Annotated in this window: 11 protein-coding genes; 10 read left to right on the top strand and 1 reads right to left on the bottom strand. The window is 44.0% G+C overall.

Annotation, left to right across the window (positions count from 1 at the left end; genetic code table 11):
* Positions 1-9: 9 nt before the first annotated feature.
* The 10 genes from nqrF (at position 10) to MHM95_RS07700 (ending at position 17,326) form a co-directional block, all read left to right on the top strand.
* On the top strand, positions 10-1,236 hold the full coding sequence (gene nqrF, locus MHM95_RS07745; RefSeq protein ID WP_045980502.1) for an NADH:ubiquinone reductase (Na(+)-transporting) subunit F: 1,227 nt from the start codon (positions 10-12) through the stop codon (positions 1,234-1,236).
* 95 nt (positions 1,237-1,331) lie between these two features.
* Positions 1,332-2,363, top strand: coding sequence for an FAD:protein FMN transferase (locus MHM95_RS07740; RefSeq protein ID WP_239384969.1), 1,032 nt, complete (start codon positions 1,332-1,334; stop codon positions 2,361-2,363).
* A 75-nt stretch (positions 2,364-2,438) separates the two neighbouring features.
* Entirely contained in the window at positions 2,439-2,651 is a 213-nt protein-coding gene (gene nqrM / locus MHM95_RS07735; protein ID WP_022944566.1) for a (Na+)-NQR maturation NqrM, read from the top strand.
* 352 nt (positions 2,652-3,003) lie between these two features.
* Complete coding sequence (locus MHM95_RS07730; RefSeq protein ID WP_239384968.1) at positions 3,004-3,339, top strand: hypothetical protein; 336 nt, start codon at positions 3,004-3,006, stop codon at positions 3,337-3,339.
* 56 nt (positions 3,340-3,395) lie between these two features.
* Positions 3,396-4,364 carry an Ig-like domain-containing protein gene (locus tag MHM95_RS07725; RefSeq protein WP_239384967.1) on the top strand — a complete coding sequence of 323 codons (969 nt, stop codon included), beginning with the start codon at positions 3,396-3,398 and terminating at the stop codon, positions 4,362-4,364.
* Between the two features lie 25 nt (positions 4,365-4,389).
* The gene (locus MHM95_RS07720) at positions 4,390-6,012 is read left to right on the top strand and encodes an Ig-like domain-containing protein (protein WP_239384966.1); all 1,623 of its coding nucleotides are present in this window, start codon (positions 4,390-4,392) and stop codon (positions 6,010-6,012) included.
* 7 nt (positions 6,013-6,019) lie between these two features.
* Positions 6,020-6,355, top strand: coding sequence for a hypothetical protein (locus MHM95_RS07715; RefSeq protein ID WP_239384965.1), 336 nt, complete (start codon positions 6,020-6,022; stop codon positions 6,353-6,355).
* Positions 6,356-6,373: 18 nt separating this feature from the next.
* Positions 6,374-13,033, top strand: coding sequence for a toxin TcdB middle/N-terminal domain-containing protein (locus MHM95_RS07710; RefSeq protein ID WP_239384964.1), 6,660 nt, complete (start codon positions 6,374-6,376; stop codon positions 13,031-13,033).
* Entirely contained in the window at positions 13,033-13,527 is a 495-nt protein-coding gene (locus tag MHM95_RS07705; RefSeq protein ID WP_239384963.1) for a hypothetical protein, read from the top strand. The genes MHM95_RS07710 and MHM95_RS07705 overlap by 1 nt, the downstream gene beginning before the upstream one ends.
* Before the next feature lie 775 nt (positions 13,528-14,302).
* Positions 14,303-17,326 (top strand): PKD domain-containing protein, encoded by a 3,024-nt coding sequence (locus MHM95_RS07700; RefSeq protein ID WP_239384962.1) that lies wholly within the window; start codon positions 14,303-14,305, stop codon positions 17,324-17,326.
* A gap of 60 nt (positions 17,327-17,386) precedes the next feature.
* Here MHM95_RS07700 and MHM95_RS07695 read toward each other — a convergent pair whose 3' ends face one another.
* A complete protein-coding gene (locus MHM95_RS07695; protein ID WP_239384961.1) occupies positions 17,387-20,062 on the bottom strand; it encodes a TonB-dependent receptor in 2,676 nt (891 codons plus the stop codon).
* Between the last annotated feature and the right edge of the window lie 34 nt (positions 20,063-20,096).

The raw sequence follows: 20,096 nt of genomic DNA, 5'->3' as shown, positions 1-20,096 counted from the left end.
GGAGAAATCATGCTTGAGGTATATTTAGGCGTAGGTGTATTCGTCGCTATCGTGGTTATGCTGGTTTTGGTCATCATTGCGGCCAAATCAAAGCTAGTACCCACAGGTGACGTCACCATCGGGATCAATGGTGATCCTGACAAAGCAATTACAACATCACCAGGTAGCAAGCTACTGGGTGCCCTAGCAGATGCAGGTATTTTCGTATCTTCTGCATGTGGTGGCGGTGGCTCATGTGGCCAGTGTCGTGTTGATGTTAAAGAGGGCGGTGGTGATATCCTGCCGACCGAACTTGACCACATCTCTAAAGGTGAAGCACGTCAGGGCTGTCGTCTTGCGTGTCAGGTTGCTGTTAAAAGCGACATGGAGATTGAGCTAGAAGAGTCTATCTTCGGGATCAAGAAGTGGGATTGTGAAGTTATCTCTAACGATAACAAAGCAACCTTCATCAAAGAGCTTAAGCTTAAGATCCCAGACGGTGAGGTTGTACCTTTCCGCGCCGGTGGTTACATTCAAATTGAAGCACCTGCTCACCACGTTAAATACAAGGACTTTGATATTCCTGAAGAGTATCGTCCTGATTGGGAGCGTTTCGGCTTCTTTGACCTAGAGTCAAAAGTAGACGAAGAAACTATCCGTGCTTACTCAATGGCGAACTACCCAGAAGAGTTTGGCATCATCATGTTGAACGTGCGTATTGCTACGCCGCCGCCAAACAACCTAAGCCTACCTTGCGGTAAGATGTCATCGTACATCTGGTCGCTTAAAGAAGGCGATAAGGTGACAATTTCTGGTCCATTTGGTGAATTCTTCGCTAAAGAAACTGACGCAGAGATGGTCTTTGTCGGTGGTGGTGCAGGTATGGCACCGATGCGTTCACACATCTTCGACCAGCTGAAGCGTTTGAACTCAGATCGTAAGATGAGCTTCTGGTACGGTGCACGCTCTAAGCGTGAGATGTTCTATGTTGAAGACTTTGACGGTCTAGCTGCAGAAAACGATAACTTCGTGTGGCACGTAGCGCTTTCTGATCCTCAACCAGAGGACAACTGGGAAGGCTATACTGGCTTTATCCACAACGTATTGTACGATAACTATCTTAAGGACCACGAAGCGCCTGAAGACTGTGAGTACTACATGTGTGGGCCGCCGATGATGAACGCAGCCGTAATCAACATGCTAAAAGACTTAGGTGTTGAAGACGAAAATATCCTATTGGATGACTTCGGCGGCTAAACGAATGTCACGCATTCGTCATTGATTTATAAAAGGCTTCCTAACCCAGTTAGGAAGCCTTTTTTCGTTTACTGTTCACCAACTTGAGGCTAGCAATGTTACGCAGCGTAAAAGCCGTATTTGGCTTGTTATTCATCCTTTCTTTATTTGCCTTATCGGGGTGTGATAACGCCCCAGAATCTGACCAACAAGAGGTGTTGTTACAAGGCAAAACCATGGGTACCACTTTTAATATTAAGGTGTTTGTGCCACAGCAACAGTTACCTCAACTTAATTTATACGCTGATGTTACTGAGGAGCTTAAAAAAGTGAATCAGTCGATGTCGACGTACATTGAAGACTCCGAGATTAATCAATTTAATCGCTTGCCTGCAGGTGACGTGATGCCCATCAGCAGCGATTTTCGCGCTGTGGTGAGCGAATCTATTCGCCTTGGACAATCAACCAAGGCGCTGGATGTAACCATGGGACCGCTTATTGATCTTTGGGGATTCGGCCCCGATAAGCGACCCACACAGCGCCCAGAGCAAGCTGAGCTCGATGCCATGCTGGCGAATATTGGCGTTGATAAACTGGTCTTGAGCGAGCAAGGCTTGGCTAAAACCGTGGATGGTTTAGAGCTGAGCTTTTCCGCTACCGCAAAAGGCTATGGTATTGATAAGGTTGCTGAATTATTGCAAAACCATGGACTCACGAATTACATGGTAGAGATTGGTGGTGAAATGCGTATCTCCGGGCACAAGCCCGATAACAAGCCGTGGCGCATTGCTATCGAGCAGCCTGATGCACCGCCGGGGCAGCGCAAAATTCACCGTGTAGTTGAGCCAGGTAGTATGGGCGTTGCCACTTCGGGAGACTATCGTATTTTCTATGAAATGGATGGCGAAACCTATACCCATTTAATTGACCCGCAAACGGGCATGCCAATTAAACATGATTTGGTTTCGGTAACGGTATTGCACCCTAGCGCCATGACTGCCGATGGCCTAGCAACGGCACTGACCGTTATGGGCACAGAGCAGGCCAAAGCCTATGCTGAGGAGCATAATTTACCGGTGTACTTGATCAGCAAGACTGACAGTGGTTTGCAAACCCATGCAAGCACAGCTTTTAAGCCATATTTGTAGTTAGTTTTTGCTCGGCGTATAATAGCGGGTAAGGCGTTTTGCGCCTTAACTTGTCAACTTAAAGGGGCACAGACAATGCAACTATTTCTTCTTACATTTGGCCTACTCGTCTTAGTCGTCGCGGCGATGGCCGTTGGCGTTATTGTACAACGTAAAGCCATGGCCAGTAGTTGCGGAGGTCTTGGCTCTGTCGGCATCGACAAAGCCTGTGACTGTGACGACCCGTGTGACAAACGTAAAAAACGTATGGCCAAAGAGCAAGCCTGGAAAGAGAACCAAATTATCTAAACGAGTGTTCTTTTATAATGGCCAAAAAGCGAGCTTATTAGCTCGCTTTTTTGTTTTTTTAGACTTAAGCGATAAAAACGTATTCGTAAGTTTGTTGAGAGTTAGTGCTCAGCAAAGCAGCGAATAAGCTATTATTGTTACCCGCCCATAGCAGCCTAACTTTGCACTAAGAGAGAGTTTTCTGTAGTTCCTGTTTATCACCGAAAGGATGTTGTCTTATGGTTTTTTTATAGGTACCTGTATGAACCTAGAGGAGGGGGAGATTATAAAGTGCAATATTTTAAAGATTAGCTTTAATTTTTGTTAAATAAACGTATAATCCCTGGCTTTAAAATTTCTTAAGGGAAGGAATATGAAATTTTATAGCTGTTTACTATTTTTACTGGCTGCTTCAACAACTTGGGCGGGCGAGGCTCCGAATGCAAGAATAGAGCGCGTTATGCTTGATACGTCTTTAGGCAATAAGCTGTTTATTAAAGCAGTATCGAGTAGTCAAACCAATACATCCTGCCAACAAAACGCAGTGTGGAACTTCGTGTTGCCACTAAATACCAGTTCAGTGAATGAAGCGATGGTAAGTTATATTCTTACTGCCCACGCTACAAATACGCAAGTTACTTTAATCGGGGCCGATAATTGTTCTACTTTTAGTGCCATTGAAACATTAAAACGAATTGAAATTAATTAAAGGTTAGAGGTCTGATAGCGCTAGCCTTAGCTGCTATTTCCTATGAAAGGGACTTTATGAAGTATTTTGTTCTCATTGTTGCTGCCGCATCGTTTTTTCTAAACTTCGCGGCTGCTCAGTTACCGATGCGATATGGTGAATTGACTGTGATTTTACCAAGCCAGTCGCCATTTCCTGGTTCGTTGAACAAGCAGCCAACAGTTTCAATTTCCTCTCCTAGCAATGGTTCAGTGCTTACCACAGAAGACGCTGTTGTGGTCTCATTAGATGCGAGAGATCCTGATGGTTCAATAAGTAAATACGGTTTTCAATTGAACTCCAATGGTTGGCGGGAGCAATCATCTGCTTCTATAAATCTTGGTCGACTGAGCGTAGGCGAACATTTGATCAGTGCCCGAGCCAAGGATAACTTAGGAAAATACTCGAACGTTGCCTTCGTCACACTCATCATTACTAAACCTAAACTGAGCGGCAAAGTATCGATCTACCCCGACTCAGAAAAGTTAACGAGTGCGCAAGTCGTGACTTTAGAATACCGGAGCCAACCAGCAACTCTTGAATATTCTGTATTACCTTTGACAGGGGCATGCAGTTCTACTCGTTGGAGTACGTATAGAGCACCTATCACCCTCGATGGCGTCGCGAAGGTATGTGCTAGAGCAACTAAAGCGGGGTGGGACAACAGTAAAGTATCGATTAAAGAATACAGATCATTCGCACAAGTGCCCGATACTATCACTCCCTATATTAACTACGAAGTTGGCTCTAACTTAATTGAATTAGTGTGGGAAAGCGATAGTAACGAACTTCACTATTTAGTTGAATCAAAGAAGTTATCCGAAGAAATATGGCAGTCAGAGGGTCGATATGAAACTGCACAGCCTGTAACTTTTGAACGAGCCAGTGGTACTTATCTGTTTAAGTTAAAAGCGTGTAACAATGATGGTTGCAGTGCTTGGAGCTCGCCACAAAGTGTCATCGTCGTTGTTGAGCAGGATTCTCACCAATGCCCGGCTTGGCTCTAGTAGAAAAGGATTTTGAATAAAGTATATGGATTACTTCAAATATTTGTTGGTGCTGTGCTGTGTTCTAACCACTGGTGCAGCACAAGCACAAACTCATTTTCTCGAAGAAAAAAGCACAAAGTATGTATTCTCTGAGCAAAACACACTTCCTATAAAGCTTAAGCGCACTATATTCGAGTTTAATAGCAGGCTCAGTGGCCAAGAAGAGTTTGATATCGTAACGGCCGAAAATGTAGAGGCATCCCTTCCTTTAAACAGTGTAAAAATAGCCTTGCTTGACTCTCGCACTGGAAGTTATAGGTTGAGTGATATTTTTCAAATTCCAACCCGCTATGGAACTGCCGCTATACACAACCATAACGGATGGTGCTGTAATCAGCCCAATCACTTTAAAGGCAAGTTGCTTTATATTGCCCAAACAGATTCTCACCATGGCAAAGTGGATGTAGTACAGTTTCGTCTTGCAACTGCTGAGGGGCGCCTGATGCCCGAAGTAGGTGAAATTAGGATAGGGTTGGATAATCAGTTCGATGAGCAATACGATATTTATCCCAACGACGATAATACAGCTACTGCAGGGATAGCGATTGACCTTCATGTTTTGAATAACGACCCAGGGGTAAAAGCTTTTCATTTACTGGAGGCATACGAGTCTCCAAATCATGGAACTATAACCGTACATAATAAACATATAACTTACATACCCAATGAAGGGTATGAGGGTGTCGACTCTTTCCGTTACCGAATTAAGGGAAATAATCTATATGATGTATCTAGTGCACCTGCAAGAGTCACTATTGCGGTAAGCAAACCCAATCAGAAACCGAAAGTTTCATCGATCAATTTAGGCCAACAGCAATATACGACCCTTACACCTATTTCCGTTTCAGTTACGGCTTCAGATCCCGATGGTGTGATTACTTCATATTTATTTCAATTAAATAACGAAGGATGGATTGAAACCGACCAGCCAAGGTACGCGTTTGATAAATTGAGTGAAGGGAGTTACAGGCTTAAAGTCAAAGTAATAGACGATAAAGGGGCCAGCTCTATAATCAAGGAGCTTAATTTCAGTGTTATTAAGCCACAGTTGCAAGACCGTATTCTCATATCGCCACAAAGCGATTTAGTGACCTCGCAACAGTTTATATCGCTATCATCTAATAGCGACATCGCACAATTACAATATAAAGTTGTTGCTCCCTCAACGAGCTGCGCGAACAGCGAGTGGCAAAGTTATTCCGCTCCTTTTAAGTTAAGCGACCCCGCGCGAGTGTGCGCTAAGTTAGTTTCTTCAGGGTGGCGCGATAGCATTTCTACTTTCAGAGATTTTGATGTGGTACGTCTGCCTAGTGCCCCAACTACTTATAGTGAGTATGACTTAGGTAGTAATGAAATAACAATTAAATGGAATCCTCAGCCTGAAGATACCCGAATCCAACTGCAGTCGAAAGTAAGCCAAAGCGAGAATTGGCAGACTCAGCGTGAAGCCATTAATGATGATGCTATCAAGCTAACACGTAGTGAAGGGCTGTATAGTTTTAGAGTAAGGGCCTGCAACCCCGTTGGTTGCAGTGCATGGAGTAACCCTCTCGACATAGTGGTGGTATTAGACAAGCCAAACCACCAATGTCCAGCATTCTTATAGGAATATTATGAAACAAATAGTACAAGCCTTTGCCATTATTGTGTTCTTTTTTGCGAGTACAAATATACATGCGTTAGAAATTAGCGATGAGAAAATAATTAGAGCGAGCATTTTAGAAAACCCATCTTTAGATGGGTGTGCATATAAAGGCTACTCGGTGCTTTCGGTTGAGTACTTGCTCCAAGAGATTGGGGAAGGAACGATTGTGGTCGAGGCTCGCCTTGAACAAGGTGGATACCAAAGCGTTTTCGAAAAATTTGTCGTCGGCAGACGAGCTATGGTTCATTTGCGATTTAACGTTGATGTATGTGCTCAAGAGCTCCGCCTTAGCGTAATAGAATAAAATCAGGGAAGATACTTCATGTTGTTAAAGAAATTAGTCACACCTATTGTTGGTCTGGGTCTCGTAATCTTAGGAACTGGGGTTACCACTCAGGCAGTAGCGTCAATAAATTCAAATACGGTTGTTGGTGCAACTAACGCTAAGTTTCGCGTAGATGAATCAGGGCAGGCGAGCTATCATGTTCCTCTAAATTTACCAAGCGGTACGGCAGGTGTTACCCCAGAATTGGGGCTCAGCTATTCCAGTGGTAATAAAATTGAAGGGCCGGTGGGAGTTGGTTGGTCAATATCTGGAATGTCGAGCATTTCAAGGTGCCCGCAAACGCCAACATTTGATGAAGCAATAAAAGGAGTAGAGCTATCCGAAGATGATCGTTTTTGCCTCGATGGAAAGCGTTTACTCCTACAATCAGGCGGCCAGTATGGAGAACCGAACTCGACTTACCAAACAGAGATAGACTCTTTTTCCACTATCACAGCTCGCGGTGGGAGTGTTGATACCGGGCCTCAATATTTTGTAGTTGAAAAACACAAAACCGGTGAAACTTTTTACTATGGCGACATAACCGACCTCAGTATTAACGGCACAGATAAAAAAGACGCACTAGCTTTAGCTGCAGGTTTGGGAGATGGTAGCACAGTCCGTAGCTGGGGGATAAAACTAATCAAGGACGTTAAAGATAACTATATTCTTTTCAACTATCTACAAGATAGCACCTTGGGAAGTTTTTACCTTAAATCTGTTGAATATACAGGCAACCTCACTACTGAAGATACCCCCTACGCGAGCGTCAACTTTAATTATCAGCCGTATAATAAAGGTTTTCGTGGTTACTTGGCCGGCAGCAAAGTAATGCACAACCATATCCTAGATAATATTGAAATAACAGTGGATAGCGAAGTGTTTAGGCGCTACCAACTTGATTACGAAAACTCTAATTTTATAGAAGAGCGTACCCTGCTCACCGACATTCAAGAATGCGCATTTACCAAGCACGGCACAGAGCAATGCCTAGAGCCGCTGTCATTCAAGTGGCAACGCCCAGAATTGCAGGTCGGAGGCTTTAGAGAAAAATGTGATATTGATCGCTATGGTGAACCTTATTGTAGAGACATTCCTAACAATACAGATTACTGGGCATTTTACGAGTCCAACTCTCTAACTACTGGAACAGATAATCCAGAGTTTTCACATATTCTCGACTTTAATGGGGATGGCTTTCAAGATCTTCTATACCCAGTAGATGCATCATCAGATTCCATGTGGATGGTAAAATGGGGTAATAAATCCGGAGAGTTAAGCACTAGTGCTGAACATGTCACTAGCGGTAGGGGGCTGATAAAAGAAAATACTTTGACAATTGATTTTAATGGTGATGGTGTCAGAGACCTGCTTTTTACCGAGTCAGAGTCAGATACATGGAAAGTCGCTTACTACGCGCCTCATTCCAAGCCTATCCACTGCTATCCAGGAGTTATATGTAAGCCAGATGCAAGTTACACGGTTTATGCAAAGCAGACTGACCTAGGGATAACCGCGTTCGGCGCTGATGGTGGAACGCGAATAGCGGATGTTAATGGGGATGGCTTTGAAGATATTGTTTATATTCAAGGCAAACATATTTATGCGTATATGAACAAGGGTGAGAAAGATTCTGACGCGGCCGGGTTTTATGCAACCGCAGAAGTTTTATATTCTTTTTCGGACGAAACCTATGCAGATCCTTATGGTTTTGACTTTTCCACTTATACTGCAGACATGCCCGCAGTCAGTATGGCTGACTACAATGGAGATGGACGTTCGGACTTAATTGTAAAAGTAACCGAAGTAGAAGATAAATGTATTCTCAACAATCCTCCCAGCCAAGAGATACCACAAGATAAGAAAAACTGTGAAGATTTAGGTGGTACGTGGAAAGCGGGAGTTCCGTATTCATTTTTCCGAGTCATGCACGGAGCCGGAACATTATCTGCACCTGAACTTAGTCCAGGACCCAGGATTGGTTTGGTAGATGACCTCCGTGTTGCAGACATAAATGGTGATGGTTTAAGTGACTTGCTCTATGCGAATCGTCAAAGTTGGGCGTACCGTTTATCCAATGGTAAATACTTCCTTCCATCGGTGTCCTTGCCACAGCTAGCATCAACAGACTACAACCCGTTGACGTATCTTATCGATCTCAACCAAGATGGGCGGGCAGATCTATTGCATGCCAACAGTTCTTCTGAATGGGATATTTATTTCTCTGAACAAACTCACGACGTAGACTCTTTAACCTTTTTACATCGTGGGCAAAAGGGCTTTGCTGCCAACGCTGTGGTGCGTTTTGGTGACATTAACGGCGACGGTAAACTTTCTTTATTAACCAGTACCGGCTCAAAGTGGAGTCGTAGTTCTCAGCGTGACAATATCAATGAGTATACAATTAAAACCTTCACTACTAGCCATGGGGTGGATACACAGGTTACTTATGCGCCTTTAACAGATGAAAATGTCTATTTCCGTGATTATTCCGATGACGACAATAGTAATAATACCTTTTCACCTAAATCTGGTTCTTATGTTGTCAGCCAAGTAAAAACAGCAGTTCGAGAGCAAGGTTTAAATACCGACTATTTAACTGTGAGCTATCAGTATGGTGGTATGCTTATACACCGTAACGGTCGAGGTTCGTTAGGTTTTCAGGTGTTACGAACAACCGATGAACAAAGCGGTATTGTAACGGAAACTCAATACTCTCAAGAGCACCAAAAGGAGCGAGCAGTATTAACAGGGATGCCTGTATCCACAATTCAATCTTTGGATGGAAAAATAATTTCATCGGCGGAAAACCAATTAGCAGTTAAAAATACCGCCAAAGGGCTGTTTCCTTATATAGAGAAGTCCACTGAAAAAAGTTATACCTATAGCAGTAACCACGGTGTTGCCCATGTAGGCACCACAGTAACAAGTTCAGTGTACGACGATTACGGTAACGCTACGAATATCACCATTAAAAAGACAGACGTGCTAAGTAGCGATACAATCACAACCACCACCATTAATAACTTTGGTAATCAAGCTGAACAAAAACAGGGGCGCTTAAGGTCAACCTCGGTATCCAAGGTTCGCCATTCTGGCGGCAAGATACACTCAACAACACGTGTATCTAATTTCAGTTATTATTCTGATGGTATGCTGAAAACTTCGGTTGTTGCCAAGGACGCCGATAATGCCCTTGTGACAGAGTATAAATATGATGCCTATGGGAACCGAATTGAAGAATCTGCAAGCGGTAATATGCACGCTCAAGCATGTACTCAGACTCGCAAAGCAACGAGTTTATTTGCCAAGCAAGGTCGGTTCTTAAAACAGCAAAGTAACGCTCTCAATGAAAGCGTGACATACAAATACAATGGTGAGCCAGCTGGCGACGCTCAAGGTCTAATATTTTCTCAAACAACAGTCTCTCCAAACGGTTTAAGCAAAACAACAACGTTTGATGCCTTTGGACGAGTAAGCAAAGTTGACTACCCAGATTCTCGCGAACAGGTTGTAACCCAAGAGTTTTGTTCGAGCTGTGATAACGCAGATGCCTATTTAGTGGTAACTACTAAAGAGTCAGGGTCGCCCGATAAAAAAGTTGAACTAGACCGCTGGGGCCGTGAGCTAAAGACCAGTGTGGTTAACTTTACTGGCGGATGGAACAGTGTTACCCAAAGTTATGATGCCCAAGGGCGATTGTTCCGCACTTATGAGCCAAATTCTTCATATTATACAGAATATACATACGACAAATTAGGCAGGAAAAAACAAGTTACGCAGCCTAATGGCAGTACCCTCACATACTCATATAAAAAGCTAGAGACAACTCAAAAAGACGAAAATTCAATTTATACACGAACATTAAAAAACTTCTTTGGTGAAGTCATTAAATCCGTTGATGGGGTGGGGACAGAAGTCTACTTTGAGTACGATGCTTATAGTAACCTGTTATCTACGCAAACCATTGGCACGGACACCAAAAACTCTACAATCACTAACACCTATGATAAGTGGGGAAATAGGCGTACAACAGATGATCCAAGCAAAGGGAAGTGGACATACACCTATAACGCGTTCGGTGAGGTTTACAGCCAAACTTCCGCTAGAGGACATATCACCGTTTTTGATTACGACGTACTAGGAAGAAAAATACGAGCTTATGAGGCGACAGAGGGCACTCGTTGCTGGGTGTATGGCAGTAACGGTGAAGCTACAAAGAACGCTGTAGGTAAGCTTGTTCGAAAAGCGAAATACGACGGGCGCAATGTTCAATGTGATGCAAGCGGAGCGACTATAGAGAAGCGTTTCACCTATAATAACTTAAGCTTACCCGAACAAGTGTCAACTACATATGCGGGGGTAACGTACACTTCTTCAAAAACGTACGATAAATATAGCCGTGCCGACGTAACTACCCATCCACAGGGTGAAGAAACCTTTAAAACTCAGCAAACCTATAATGACTATGGTTATGCTCACCAGTTGAAAAACGCAACAACCGGGCAAGCCTTAAAAACCATTGAGTCGATGAATGCTCGTAATCGCGTTACAGATGTGCGCTATGCAAACGGAGTCACTGAAAGTGCAGGCTTTAAGCCGAGAACAGGGTGGTTTGAAAGTATCGATATTGCAAGTGGTACAAATGCCTTGTATAGCAGCGCGGTGGGTTATGATAACAAGGGGAATATTACCTCCCGCAGCAGTGTATACGGCTCGTTGAGTTCTAACGGAACCAGTTACAGCGAAACGTTCATGTATGACGACGCTTATCGGCTCGACGAACGCACAATTAGTATCACGAGTCTAGATGTCAACTTACCGACGAGTTTCTCTCAAGATCATGATTATCAGTATGACTCCTTAGGTAATCTAGAATACAAGCCAGGTGCAGGGTTTTATCAATATGACAATGTTAATCCCTATAAATTGTTAGGAGTGTATACAACAGAGCAAGACAGGGTTAATGATCAAAACCCGCTGTATCGCATGCATTATGATAGTAATGGCAATGTCATCAGTGATGGCAATCGCCATTTTACTTACTCTGGTTTCGATAAGGCTATTCATATAAGCAGTGCTGCTGGCGAGTCAACTATGCAGTATGGTGTGGACCATGAGTTGATTTATAAGCAAGATAGCTACCAAGAAAATGGCAAGGCGGTAACCTACAGCCGCACTTACGTTGGCAATTACACTCAGGTTGTTCGTAGCGGCGGAGAAGGGGCTTTAGTTGAACATAAATATGCCCTAGGAAATATTATCGTGACCCAACGCGACAACGGCAGTAGTGATGTGCTTTATCAGCACACCGATTACCAGGGCTCGGTCGTACTTGTCACAAATCAACAAGGCGATGCCGTTAGCCAAGCTATTTACGACCCCTTCGGTAAACGTACTCACGTCTTTTTGGCAAGCAATTATGGCGACTTCATTTACTCTGCGCCAAGTGAGCAAGGTTATACTGGCCACAAGCAACTAGATCATCTTGATATCATTCATATGAAGGGGCGTATCTATGACGCCACCCTGGGGCGTTTTTTGCAGGCTGATCCCTTTATTCAAGCCCCATTAAATGGCCAAAATTATAATCGTTACAGCTACGTGCTGAATAACCCCATGTCGATGACTGATCCTAGTGGCCATTTCTTTAAATGGCTTGGTAAAACGGTTAAGAAGTATTGGAGGGTGGTCGTTGCAGCCGTTGTGTCTTATGTGACCTATGGTTTAGCGGCAGAGTGGGCTGCAGGCTGGGCAGTTGCTGGGTTTGCTAAAGGGGCCATAGGTAATGCAATGGTAGCAGGGGCCATTTCAGGTGGGGTTGCAGGTTACGTAGGATCTGGAAGCCTCAAGGGAGCTGTTAATGGGGCCTTGGCCGGAGTCGTTTTTGGAGCTATCGGTGGCAAGATAAGAGCGGCTCAGTCTTCCGGCAACCCTTGGTCAACTTCAAGACAAATGGCGACTCATGCAATGGCTGGGGGGATATTGAGTGAAGTACAAGGAGGCAAGTTTGGACATGGCTTTATCTCAGCTGGCATTATGAAAGGAGTAGGAAAGTTTGAAGCGGAACCTTCGCTTGGACGAGTAATTACTCAGGCTTTTGTTGGTGGAACAGTATCCAGAATAACCGGTGGTAAATTTGCTAACGGTGCAGTGACTAGCGCTATACAGTTTGTTGTAAATGAGATTAGTTATAAGCAAATTTGGGGAGACATGAAGCGGACTTGGAGAGATTATTGGAGTGACGCAAATGATGAGCTCCATGGCGTATACGCAATAGGGTACGAAGGTACAGCTGTCAAAGGAAATCTAGGCGGCAAACTTGCTTTCGGAATTTATTGGGATACCAGAGTAGGTGAGTTTGATTTCTACTTCGGTTCAGGTCACAATTTTGACCCTTTTGATATATCTAACGTTTATGGAAATGAAATAAGTTCAGGGTGGTCTGTTGACTACTCTCCTAAATATAGTAAATTCTTTGGTCACTCAACTGAATACTCTGGTTCAGTGCCATTTACTAACCTTGGAGTCGATTATGCGACCTCTTATGGTCGTGGTGCGAATACGTTCTCGTCTTTCGGGCTCGATATAGGTAAAGGAAGTGGGGCGAGCATGGTTCATATGCACGTAAAACCAAGAAAAGAGTGGGGGGAATAATGTTTGAGATTTATTATCAATCTAAAATCCCAACTATAGGTTGGGAGTTCTATATCACGATCGCTATTACTTTATCTTTAATCTTCTCTTTTTTCTTTCTTAGGAGGTTATATGAGGATAAGCTAAAGCTTTCTAATTTAATGGATTTTAGGTTGCTTTTTTCGTTGGTTTTTTTGTATTTTCTCACTGAAATTTATAGCTATTATGAATTGTTTGAAACGATAGAAAGAATTGAGTCTGGAGAGTTGGTTTCTGTTGAAGGTATAATAACAGAACTGAGAACTGAAAATTTTAACAGTCGAAAGGAGAGCTTTAAAGTTGGAAAGGTTAGTTTTGATTATAATGATGTTGGCACTAGTGGCCTGTTTTTCGCCAACAGAGCACATGACTCAAAAGTAATAAAAGAGGGGAATAGAGTTAAAATAACTTATTTGCCCAAAGATAATAATAATTTAATTTTTGAAATTAAAGTTTTCAAGCCTAAAGGCAAATAATAAGAGTCATATTCACGGTTAAACAATGAGAAGAGAATGATTGTCTGTTAATGATAATTTGTAATCGCCCAAAAAGAGTATGACCATGATTTGAAGCTGAGAGTAAAAATACCAATGAGAGATCTTAACCAAGGGTTAGCTACACCCCTTGGTTAAGAATAAATAGAAAAAGAGCGACCATAAAAATAGCTGCGAAATTCGGCGCCGTGAGCTTCATCATATTTATTCTCTGCCGGAAGTTGCATAAGCTTAGGCAATGAAATGATAGTACTTGCTTAATAAATATGTCTATCTAACTGGGTATGATGTTCTGAGAAGCCCAGTTAAACCACAATTAGGGCTCAAAGCTGATTGAGAGGAGGTTGCTTTAATAGGCTGGAGGCTAGTTATTGCTTGTACACTGCAGAGTGTATTAAGGTTTTCCTAAGAGCTTAAGTTGACAGTAAACCTTTTGGTATTCAATAAGGTGCGTTGTACCAGGTCGGAATTGGTTAACTTATTTAAATTATATTCTTTTTTTTGTGAAATTAATAACTTGATATAGTCAAATAGTTTTTGTGGCAGGGTTGTTGCTTTGATATATTCTAGGTGATTTTTATCTTTACCCAATTTTTTTGTTTGTTAGAAAAATATTTAAATTATTTATAGCGTCTCGAGTTTTTGGTCGATAAATAGTATCTCCATTATCATGAAAGCAAGTCTTGAAGGTGGTTTGTTATAAATGTAACATCGCTATATTTTATTTTTATTTGTTAAGGTAAAGGGAATTTTTATAATGAGGTTTTATAGATTGGCTGCTTTCACGCTTGCAGCCTTTTTTTGTGCACCTATTTTTGCTGCTCCGGAAATAATTGAAGCAAGATATGCACCTTCGCGTATAGAGTTGGGTCAAACACAACAATTAAGATTGCGTTGGAAAAACGCACATAAGTGCTATAACGATAAGTATGGTGTAGTTTACCACCAGGCCGGGTCTGGTAAGAATACTGATGGTACTTTTATTTGGGATTCGCCGGTTCGTAATAAAGTGGAGTCGAAAAGCTTTAATATTATTTGTGAAGACACGGCCGGGAGCAAAGTATCGAAAGGCGTGTACATGCGCGTAAGTAACCCTGCACCGAAAATCGTCTCTGCATACTACTCACCACGACGAGTTTCAGTTGGGCAGCGACAAAGCCTCGTGATTCAATACGAAAATGCAACAAAGTGCTATAACACTAAGTATGGCGTAACCTACTACAGCGGTGCTCAAAGAAATGGCCGTTACCAGTGGACCTCCCCCATTCGAAACAAAGAGCTCACGTATAATTTTAATATTTATTGTGAAAATAGCTCTGGGGTTAAGGCATCCAAAGCGGTGAGTGCTGAAGTGTATAATGCACCACCTCAAGTCAGTGCCGGCAGCGATGTTCATGTTATGAGTGGGCCTCAAGTGATTCAATTGCAGGGCAGTGCCAGCGATCCTAGCCCTAATGGCGGTATAAGCAGTTTCTCGTGGCGCCAAGATAGCGGTTCAACTATTATGAACTGGCGTAACAAGCGTGCTCCGAATAGCAATTTTGATTTACCTTTTCACGGTCATGGCGATCAAACCCTAAAGATAAGTTTACGCTCTGTTGATAAACATGGCAAAGCAGGGGTGGATGCCATGAGAGTACATGTTAATGGTCGTTCGTCTATAGATATCGTGTCTCCTAACCAAGTACGACTTCCACACTTTTCTCCTATAGACGTGGCTTTAGGCAACTATGAAGATAGCAGTGATAACTTAAAGCAACTGCATATCAAGGTACAAAAAAGCAACAACGGCAGTTGGCAAACGGTGTTTGCTCACAACTTTGCGCCCAGCAATTCGTTGGGCGGTCAAACCTCTTTCCGAGCGCAACAAAAAGGGTTATTACCCGATACAGAATACAGGTTAGTGGCCCACGCCATTGATGATGGTAATGCAGGTGGGGTGGGAAGCGCACATTTTCACTACTTCACCGTTAACCATCGCCCTAAACTAACACTTAAAAAGCAACAAGTTGATCTAGTTAATACTCGTCAGCTCAGGTTAGATAGCAGTCTGACTGGCATTACTGACGCTGATGATAGCACGCACTTTTGGCAGCTCCCCTCTGATAGCCGCTATAGCTTAAACGGTAATGTTGTTACATTTAGTGATGAGTTTACAGGCTCTATTACTTTGGCTTTGAGGGCCTCTGATGGTATTGAGTCCAGTGAACCGGTAAATTTAGTTGTTACCCACAAAAGCTTGGCAACACCAAAGATTATCACCCACCAGTTTGTGAGTGAAACGGGGCAGATCAACACCGCAAAAGTGGGACAAAAACAAACCTTGAGCTTTCGCTGGCAAGGCGCTGATGCATGTAACGCACATTACGAGTACGACAATGGCGATAAAGGAGTCGTCACTTATAGTAAGGATAGTCAGTATACCACTGAGCATACTGATGGCAGCTATGAATTTAACTGGACCAGTGATGTCCGAAGTCATATATTTTCAATGGACCAGAAAATAATTTGTGAAAACTCCGCAGGCTCAGTGCAAAGTCGCTTAACGAATAATGTAACTTTAGGAGTGATACCGAATGTCTCTTATACTCCTACTTACAGTGACGAAAGAAAGCAGGTTACTGTCAGCGTTGGCCCATCTCAAGGTGAAAGCTTCTTCATCGTTGAATCCCAGAAGCAGGGGAGCGATAACATCAATACTCACCAACTTGGTTTAGCAAATAAAGTATTTGATGTTTCTGATGCTGGAGTTTATCGAGTTCGAATCAAAGCGTGTGAAACACAGTCTGTATGCGGCCCTTGGAGTGGTTATACAAGCGTTACTATGAAACGTGCAAACCCACCCCAGATACTCGCACATATTTACAACGCAGAAAAAGAGCGAGCAAACTTTGGGTTCACTGGCGACCCCCAATCTTTAACTATTCAATGGCGTGATGCTGACCGATGTTTTGCAGTGTATGAATACTTAGGTCAAGAATCAGAAATTAGCGATACATGTGCTCAGGGCGGAAGCTGGCAAGGCTGTGTAGACTACACCGCTCATGCGACTAAGCAAGCTAACGGAAGTTACTTGTTCGAACATACGACACCTGTAAGAACACAAGCGTATCAGATGAAGCATAAGCTTATTTGTGAGAGCTTTGGCTACCCGAATGCTAGCCATGAGCTAACCAACGTAATTGACTTCGCTGTGCAACCTGAACCAAAAATACTGCCGCTCAGCGAGGCTATCTTTGAGAGTAACACTATTAGCTTGCAAAGCGACTCGAGCAGAGACCACAGTATTTTTTATCAAGTACTCTCCGCCGCTGAGCAATGTGATAAGCAAAGTGACTCTTGGCAGCTGTACAGTGTGCCTTTTGTTTTATCGCCGGGGAATATGAAAGTATGTGCATATACACGTGCAGAGTTATCAGAGGATAGCCCGATAGCTGAGAGGCAATATAAGGTTTTATCACAACCTACCATACGCTCTAGCTATATTGATTATACGTTTGGTGCTCAAGTCTATGTGTTGCACTGGCAGCTAGAGCAAGTAGATGCATCTATAGCCAACTCAATTCACTATCAAGTCCAACAAACAGAGGATTTAGGGCAGCAGTTATGGCAAGACGTGGAGCGCAGAACGCCGCTAACACGACGTGAGTTTTTCAGTGGAAGTGGCACCTATCACCACCGCGTTCGTGCTTGCAGCAATGAGCAGTGTGGTGCTTGGAGTACACCGGTATCTGTTATAGTTAGGGCAGACGAACAAACACATACGTGCCCTGCTATTTAGTAGTAGGGAGCGCTTTATTTAGCTCCTTATTAGCTCTTAAATATATGGCCGCAAATGAGTTTAGAACTCATAACTCATCGACAGTGTGATTGTGCGGCCAAAAATGGGTCTGGCGTAAAATAGCGCTTCTTGATGGCTTAAATCATCGCGGGGGTTGCCCTCGGTAAGGCCTAGCGTGTTGGTTAGGTTTTTAATCTCTAATTGCACCTTTAGGTGCTCATTCAGAGCGACTTCTGAGAACAGATCCCAAGTATGATAAGCAGGCAGAGCAAAACGGTTGGCGACATCAGAATAGCGCTCGCCAATGTACGAAAAGGTCAGTGCAGCGGTGATAGGCCCTTGACTATACTGAGGGGTTAGTCGCAGTTGTAACTCTGGCGTTCGGGTAATTTGATTGCCGTTGAATTGGCTTTGCGGCAAAGATGCAGGAATGCCGTAAAAGCCTGCATCCTGCCACACCCCAATCGCTTTTAACTGCCAGCTCGCGTTGTAGCGGTATTCATATTCAAATTCGACCCCGGTTGTTTGCGTATTGATTAAAATGGCGTGTTGTGGGCTCGTTGCACCGCGATACACGGTGAATGGCAGTGGATCAAAATGAGTAGTAAATAACGCGCCACTGAAGTGTGAGTGGGCTGTTTGGTATCGCAAACCTACCTCACTAAGCGTGAGACGAATAGGTTCACCGTAATCAACTTCGCCGCGCTGATGAGCATTGCCAGCCCAGCCTAGGGCATTGCCGAAATTAATAAGCCGTGGCATTTCAAATGCATCGGCATAACGGGCAAACACAGCCATATGCTCCGCAGCCTGATAGTTCATCCCCACACTGATGGCATTGTCACTAAAGTACTGACGCAAAGAAGTGCTGGGGCCATAATGCGAGTAAAACACTTGGCCGTTATCAGCTTGAGTGCGCCGGCCTTGGGCGCTGGTGCTATCAAGTGTTAGGTGTTCGTGGCGTATCGCCGCATCAAGGCGTAGCTGCTCGGTGATGCGCCAGTCGATATTGGTGTATAAGGAGTGCGATTGTGACACTCCATGACCTTTTAAGTAAACCGGCCCCGCATGCGATAAAAAGCCACTGTCGGTGAATGTATCTACAACCTGGTTATGCTCATCAATAAGCACTATATCTAGGCGCTGAGGCTGGTGTTGCACATCGGTTAGCAGCTCTCCGAGCCACTGATCTAAGGGTAGGGCGCCATAATCGCTATGGGCATAGAGATGACCCAGCGTCACAGCCCAGTCCGTGTCTTGGTAACTAAGGCTGAGGTGATTGATTAATTGTGTTTGTTGGTAACGTGAGTACAGTGGAAAGGTTGCAGTAACAAGGCCATTGTTATTAAGCGTTGCAGGGTCGGCGATTAGGCTGCCATCGCTGACCCGTTGATAGGCCAAGCTTAAGGTGTCATCTGCGGCGTTATCCTTGAACTGACTGACATCGGCCAAGGTTAAACGCTGCTCAGCACTATTAATCGTTTGGTTGCCTAAATTCATTAAGGTGTACAGGCTATTATTGAGCTTCGCATAACGAGTGCGGTTGTCGATGGCTAGGTGTGTTGATAGCGGTGCATTAAACAGCACAGTGTAGCTGTTCATACGCGTTTGCTGCGCATCCTCTAAATCATGGGTTGTTGTCCCTTCGGGGGTATAAAAGTTCAGTAATTGCATATCCTTACTGAGTAGGGTGCCGTAGTCATGGGGCAGGCTCGATAAGGCCTCAATCCCGTGGTGATTTTGCATCACCAAGGGAGCGTAAAAACTGGTATTGTCTTGCAAGTGTTTGTAAATAACATCGAGCTCAAAGGCATCGGTCCGCAAGCTCAGGCGAGCGCTTAATTGCCCGCCTAAGTCACTGATAAACCCCGGTTCGCGAATGCCATCCGAGAAGCGGTAAAAGCCACCCACAGTATAAAATAGTTGCTCGTTGATGGGGCCACTGGCAACCCCATCCAGACGCGAGTAGTCATAATTTAGACCCTGGCTGAGTTTGAGCAGTTGCAACGGCGTGTGTGAGCCGCGTCGACCAACATAGTTAACCATCGCTGCTGGCCCATTCAGGGTGAAGATCCCACTACTGCCACCGCGCACGGCTTCGATTCGTTGATGGGTTAAGTCTGGACGTAAAAAAAAGTCACTCCATATGCCGTCGTAGGTCATGGGCAGACCATCTTCCATCAAGCTAATAAAGCGAAACCCTTCGCCGCCCCTGAGCCCTCGTGGCGAAACATTGTTATTGGTTTCGCCGCCTGAGTCCTCGACCCAAAATCCGGTGACGTTTTTGAGCACTTCAGCACTGGAGTAGGGCGTGCGTTGCCTCAGTTCTAAATTAGATAACTGGGTAATGGCGATGGATGAATTGAGTATATTGCGGCGCTGACCGCTGACGCCGGTGACAATAATGCGTTCAAAATCGCCTTTGGGTGTTGCTTCACTTGCCGCAGTAATAACAATACGGCGCTCGCTCACGTCCAAGGCATATCCATAGTGCGTGTCACGGAGACTGAGGTTTAAAACATGCTCTAGGCTGTATCGTCCATTAAGGGCCGCTAGGGGGGGCGATTGCTCAATTGCTGCGGCATTAAGCTGCCAGTTGCTCTGCGCAGCAATATCGAGCAAGCGCTGCTGCAGTGTCGCTTCAGGCAGCGCAAAGGAATGTTCGCTTTGGGCATAAGTACAGCTACTAAATAATATTAACCATGGCAGAGCGATGGTTAATAATCTTAATAACATGGCGGGTTCAGCTTTATTTTTATTGTTTGAATTT

This window comes from Pseudoalteromonas sp. CnMc7-15 (genome assembly GCF_022347925.1).
GTDB classification, from domain to species: Bacteria; Pseudomonadota; Gammaproteobacteria; order Enterobacterales; family Alteromonadaceae; genus Pseudoalteromonas; species Pseudoalteromonas ruthenica.
This window is presented reverse-complemented; position numbering and strand designations above follow the sequence as displayed.

Bases quoted from the DNA above. Each gene is read 5' to 3' on its own strand.
- nqrF (WP_045980502.1), top strand. From the start codon at position 10: ATGCTTGAGGTATATTTAGGCGTAGGTGTATTCGTCGCTATCGTGGTT.
- nqrM (WP_022944566.1), top strand. From the start codon at position 2,439: ATGCAACTATTTCTTCTTACATTTGGCCTACTCGTCTTAGTCGTCGCG.
- MHM95_RS07725 (WP_239384967.1), top strand. From the start codon at position 3,396: ATGAAGTATTTTGTTCTCATTGTTGCTGCCGCATCGTTTTTTCTAAAC.
- MHM95_RS07740 (WP_239384969.1), top strand. From the start codon at position 1,332: ATGTTACGCAGCGTAAAAGCCGTATTTGGCTTGTTATTCATCCTTTCT.
- MHM95_RS07710 (WP_239384964.1), top strand. From the start codon at position 6,374: ATGTTGTTAAAGAAATTAGTCACACCTATTGTTGGTCTGGGTCTCGTA.
- MHM95_RS07695 (WP_239384961.1), bottom strand. From the start codon at position 20,062: ATGTTATTAAGATTATTAACCATCGCTCTGCCATGGTTAATATTATTT.
- MHM95_RS07705 (WP_239384963.1), top strand. From the start codon at position 13,033: ATGTTTGAGATTTATTATCAATCTAAAATCCCAACTATAGGTTGGGAG.
- MHM95_RS07730 (WP_239384968.1), top strand. From the start codon at position 3,004: ATGAAATTTTATAGCTGTTTACTATTTTTACTGGCTGCTTCAACAACT.
- MHM95_RS07720 (WP_239384966.1), top strand. From the start codon at position 4,390: ATGGATTACTTCAAATATTTGTTGGTGCTGTGCTGTGTTCTAACCACT.
- MHM95_RS07715 (WP_239384965.1), top strand. From the start codon at position 6,020: ATGAAACAAATAGTACAAGCCTTTGCCATTATTGTGTTCTTTTTTGCG.
- MHM95_RS07700 (WP_239384962.1), top strand. From the start codon at position 14,303: ATGAGGTTTTATAGATTGGCTGCTTTCACGCTTGCAGCCTTTTTTTGT.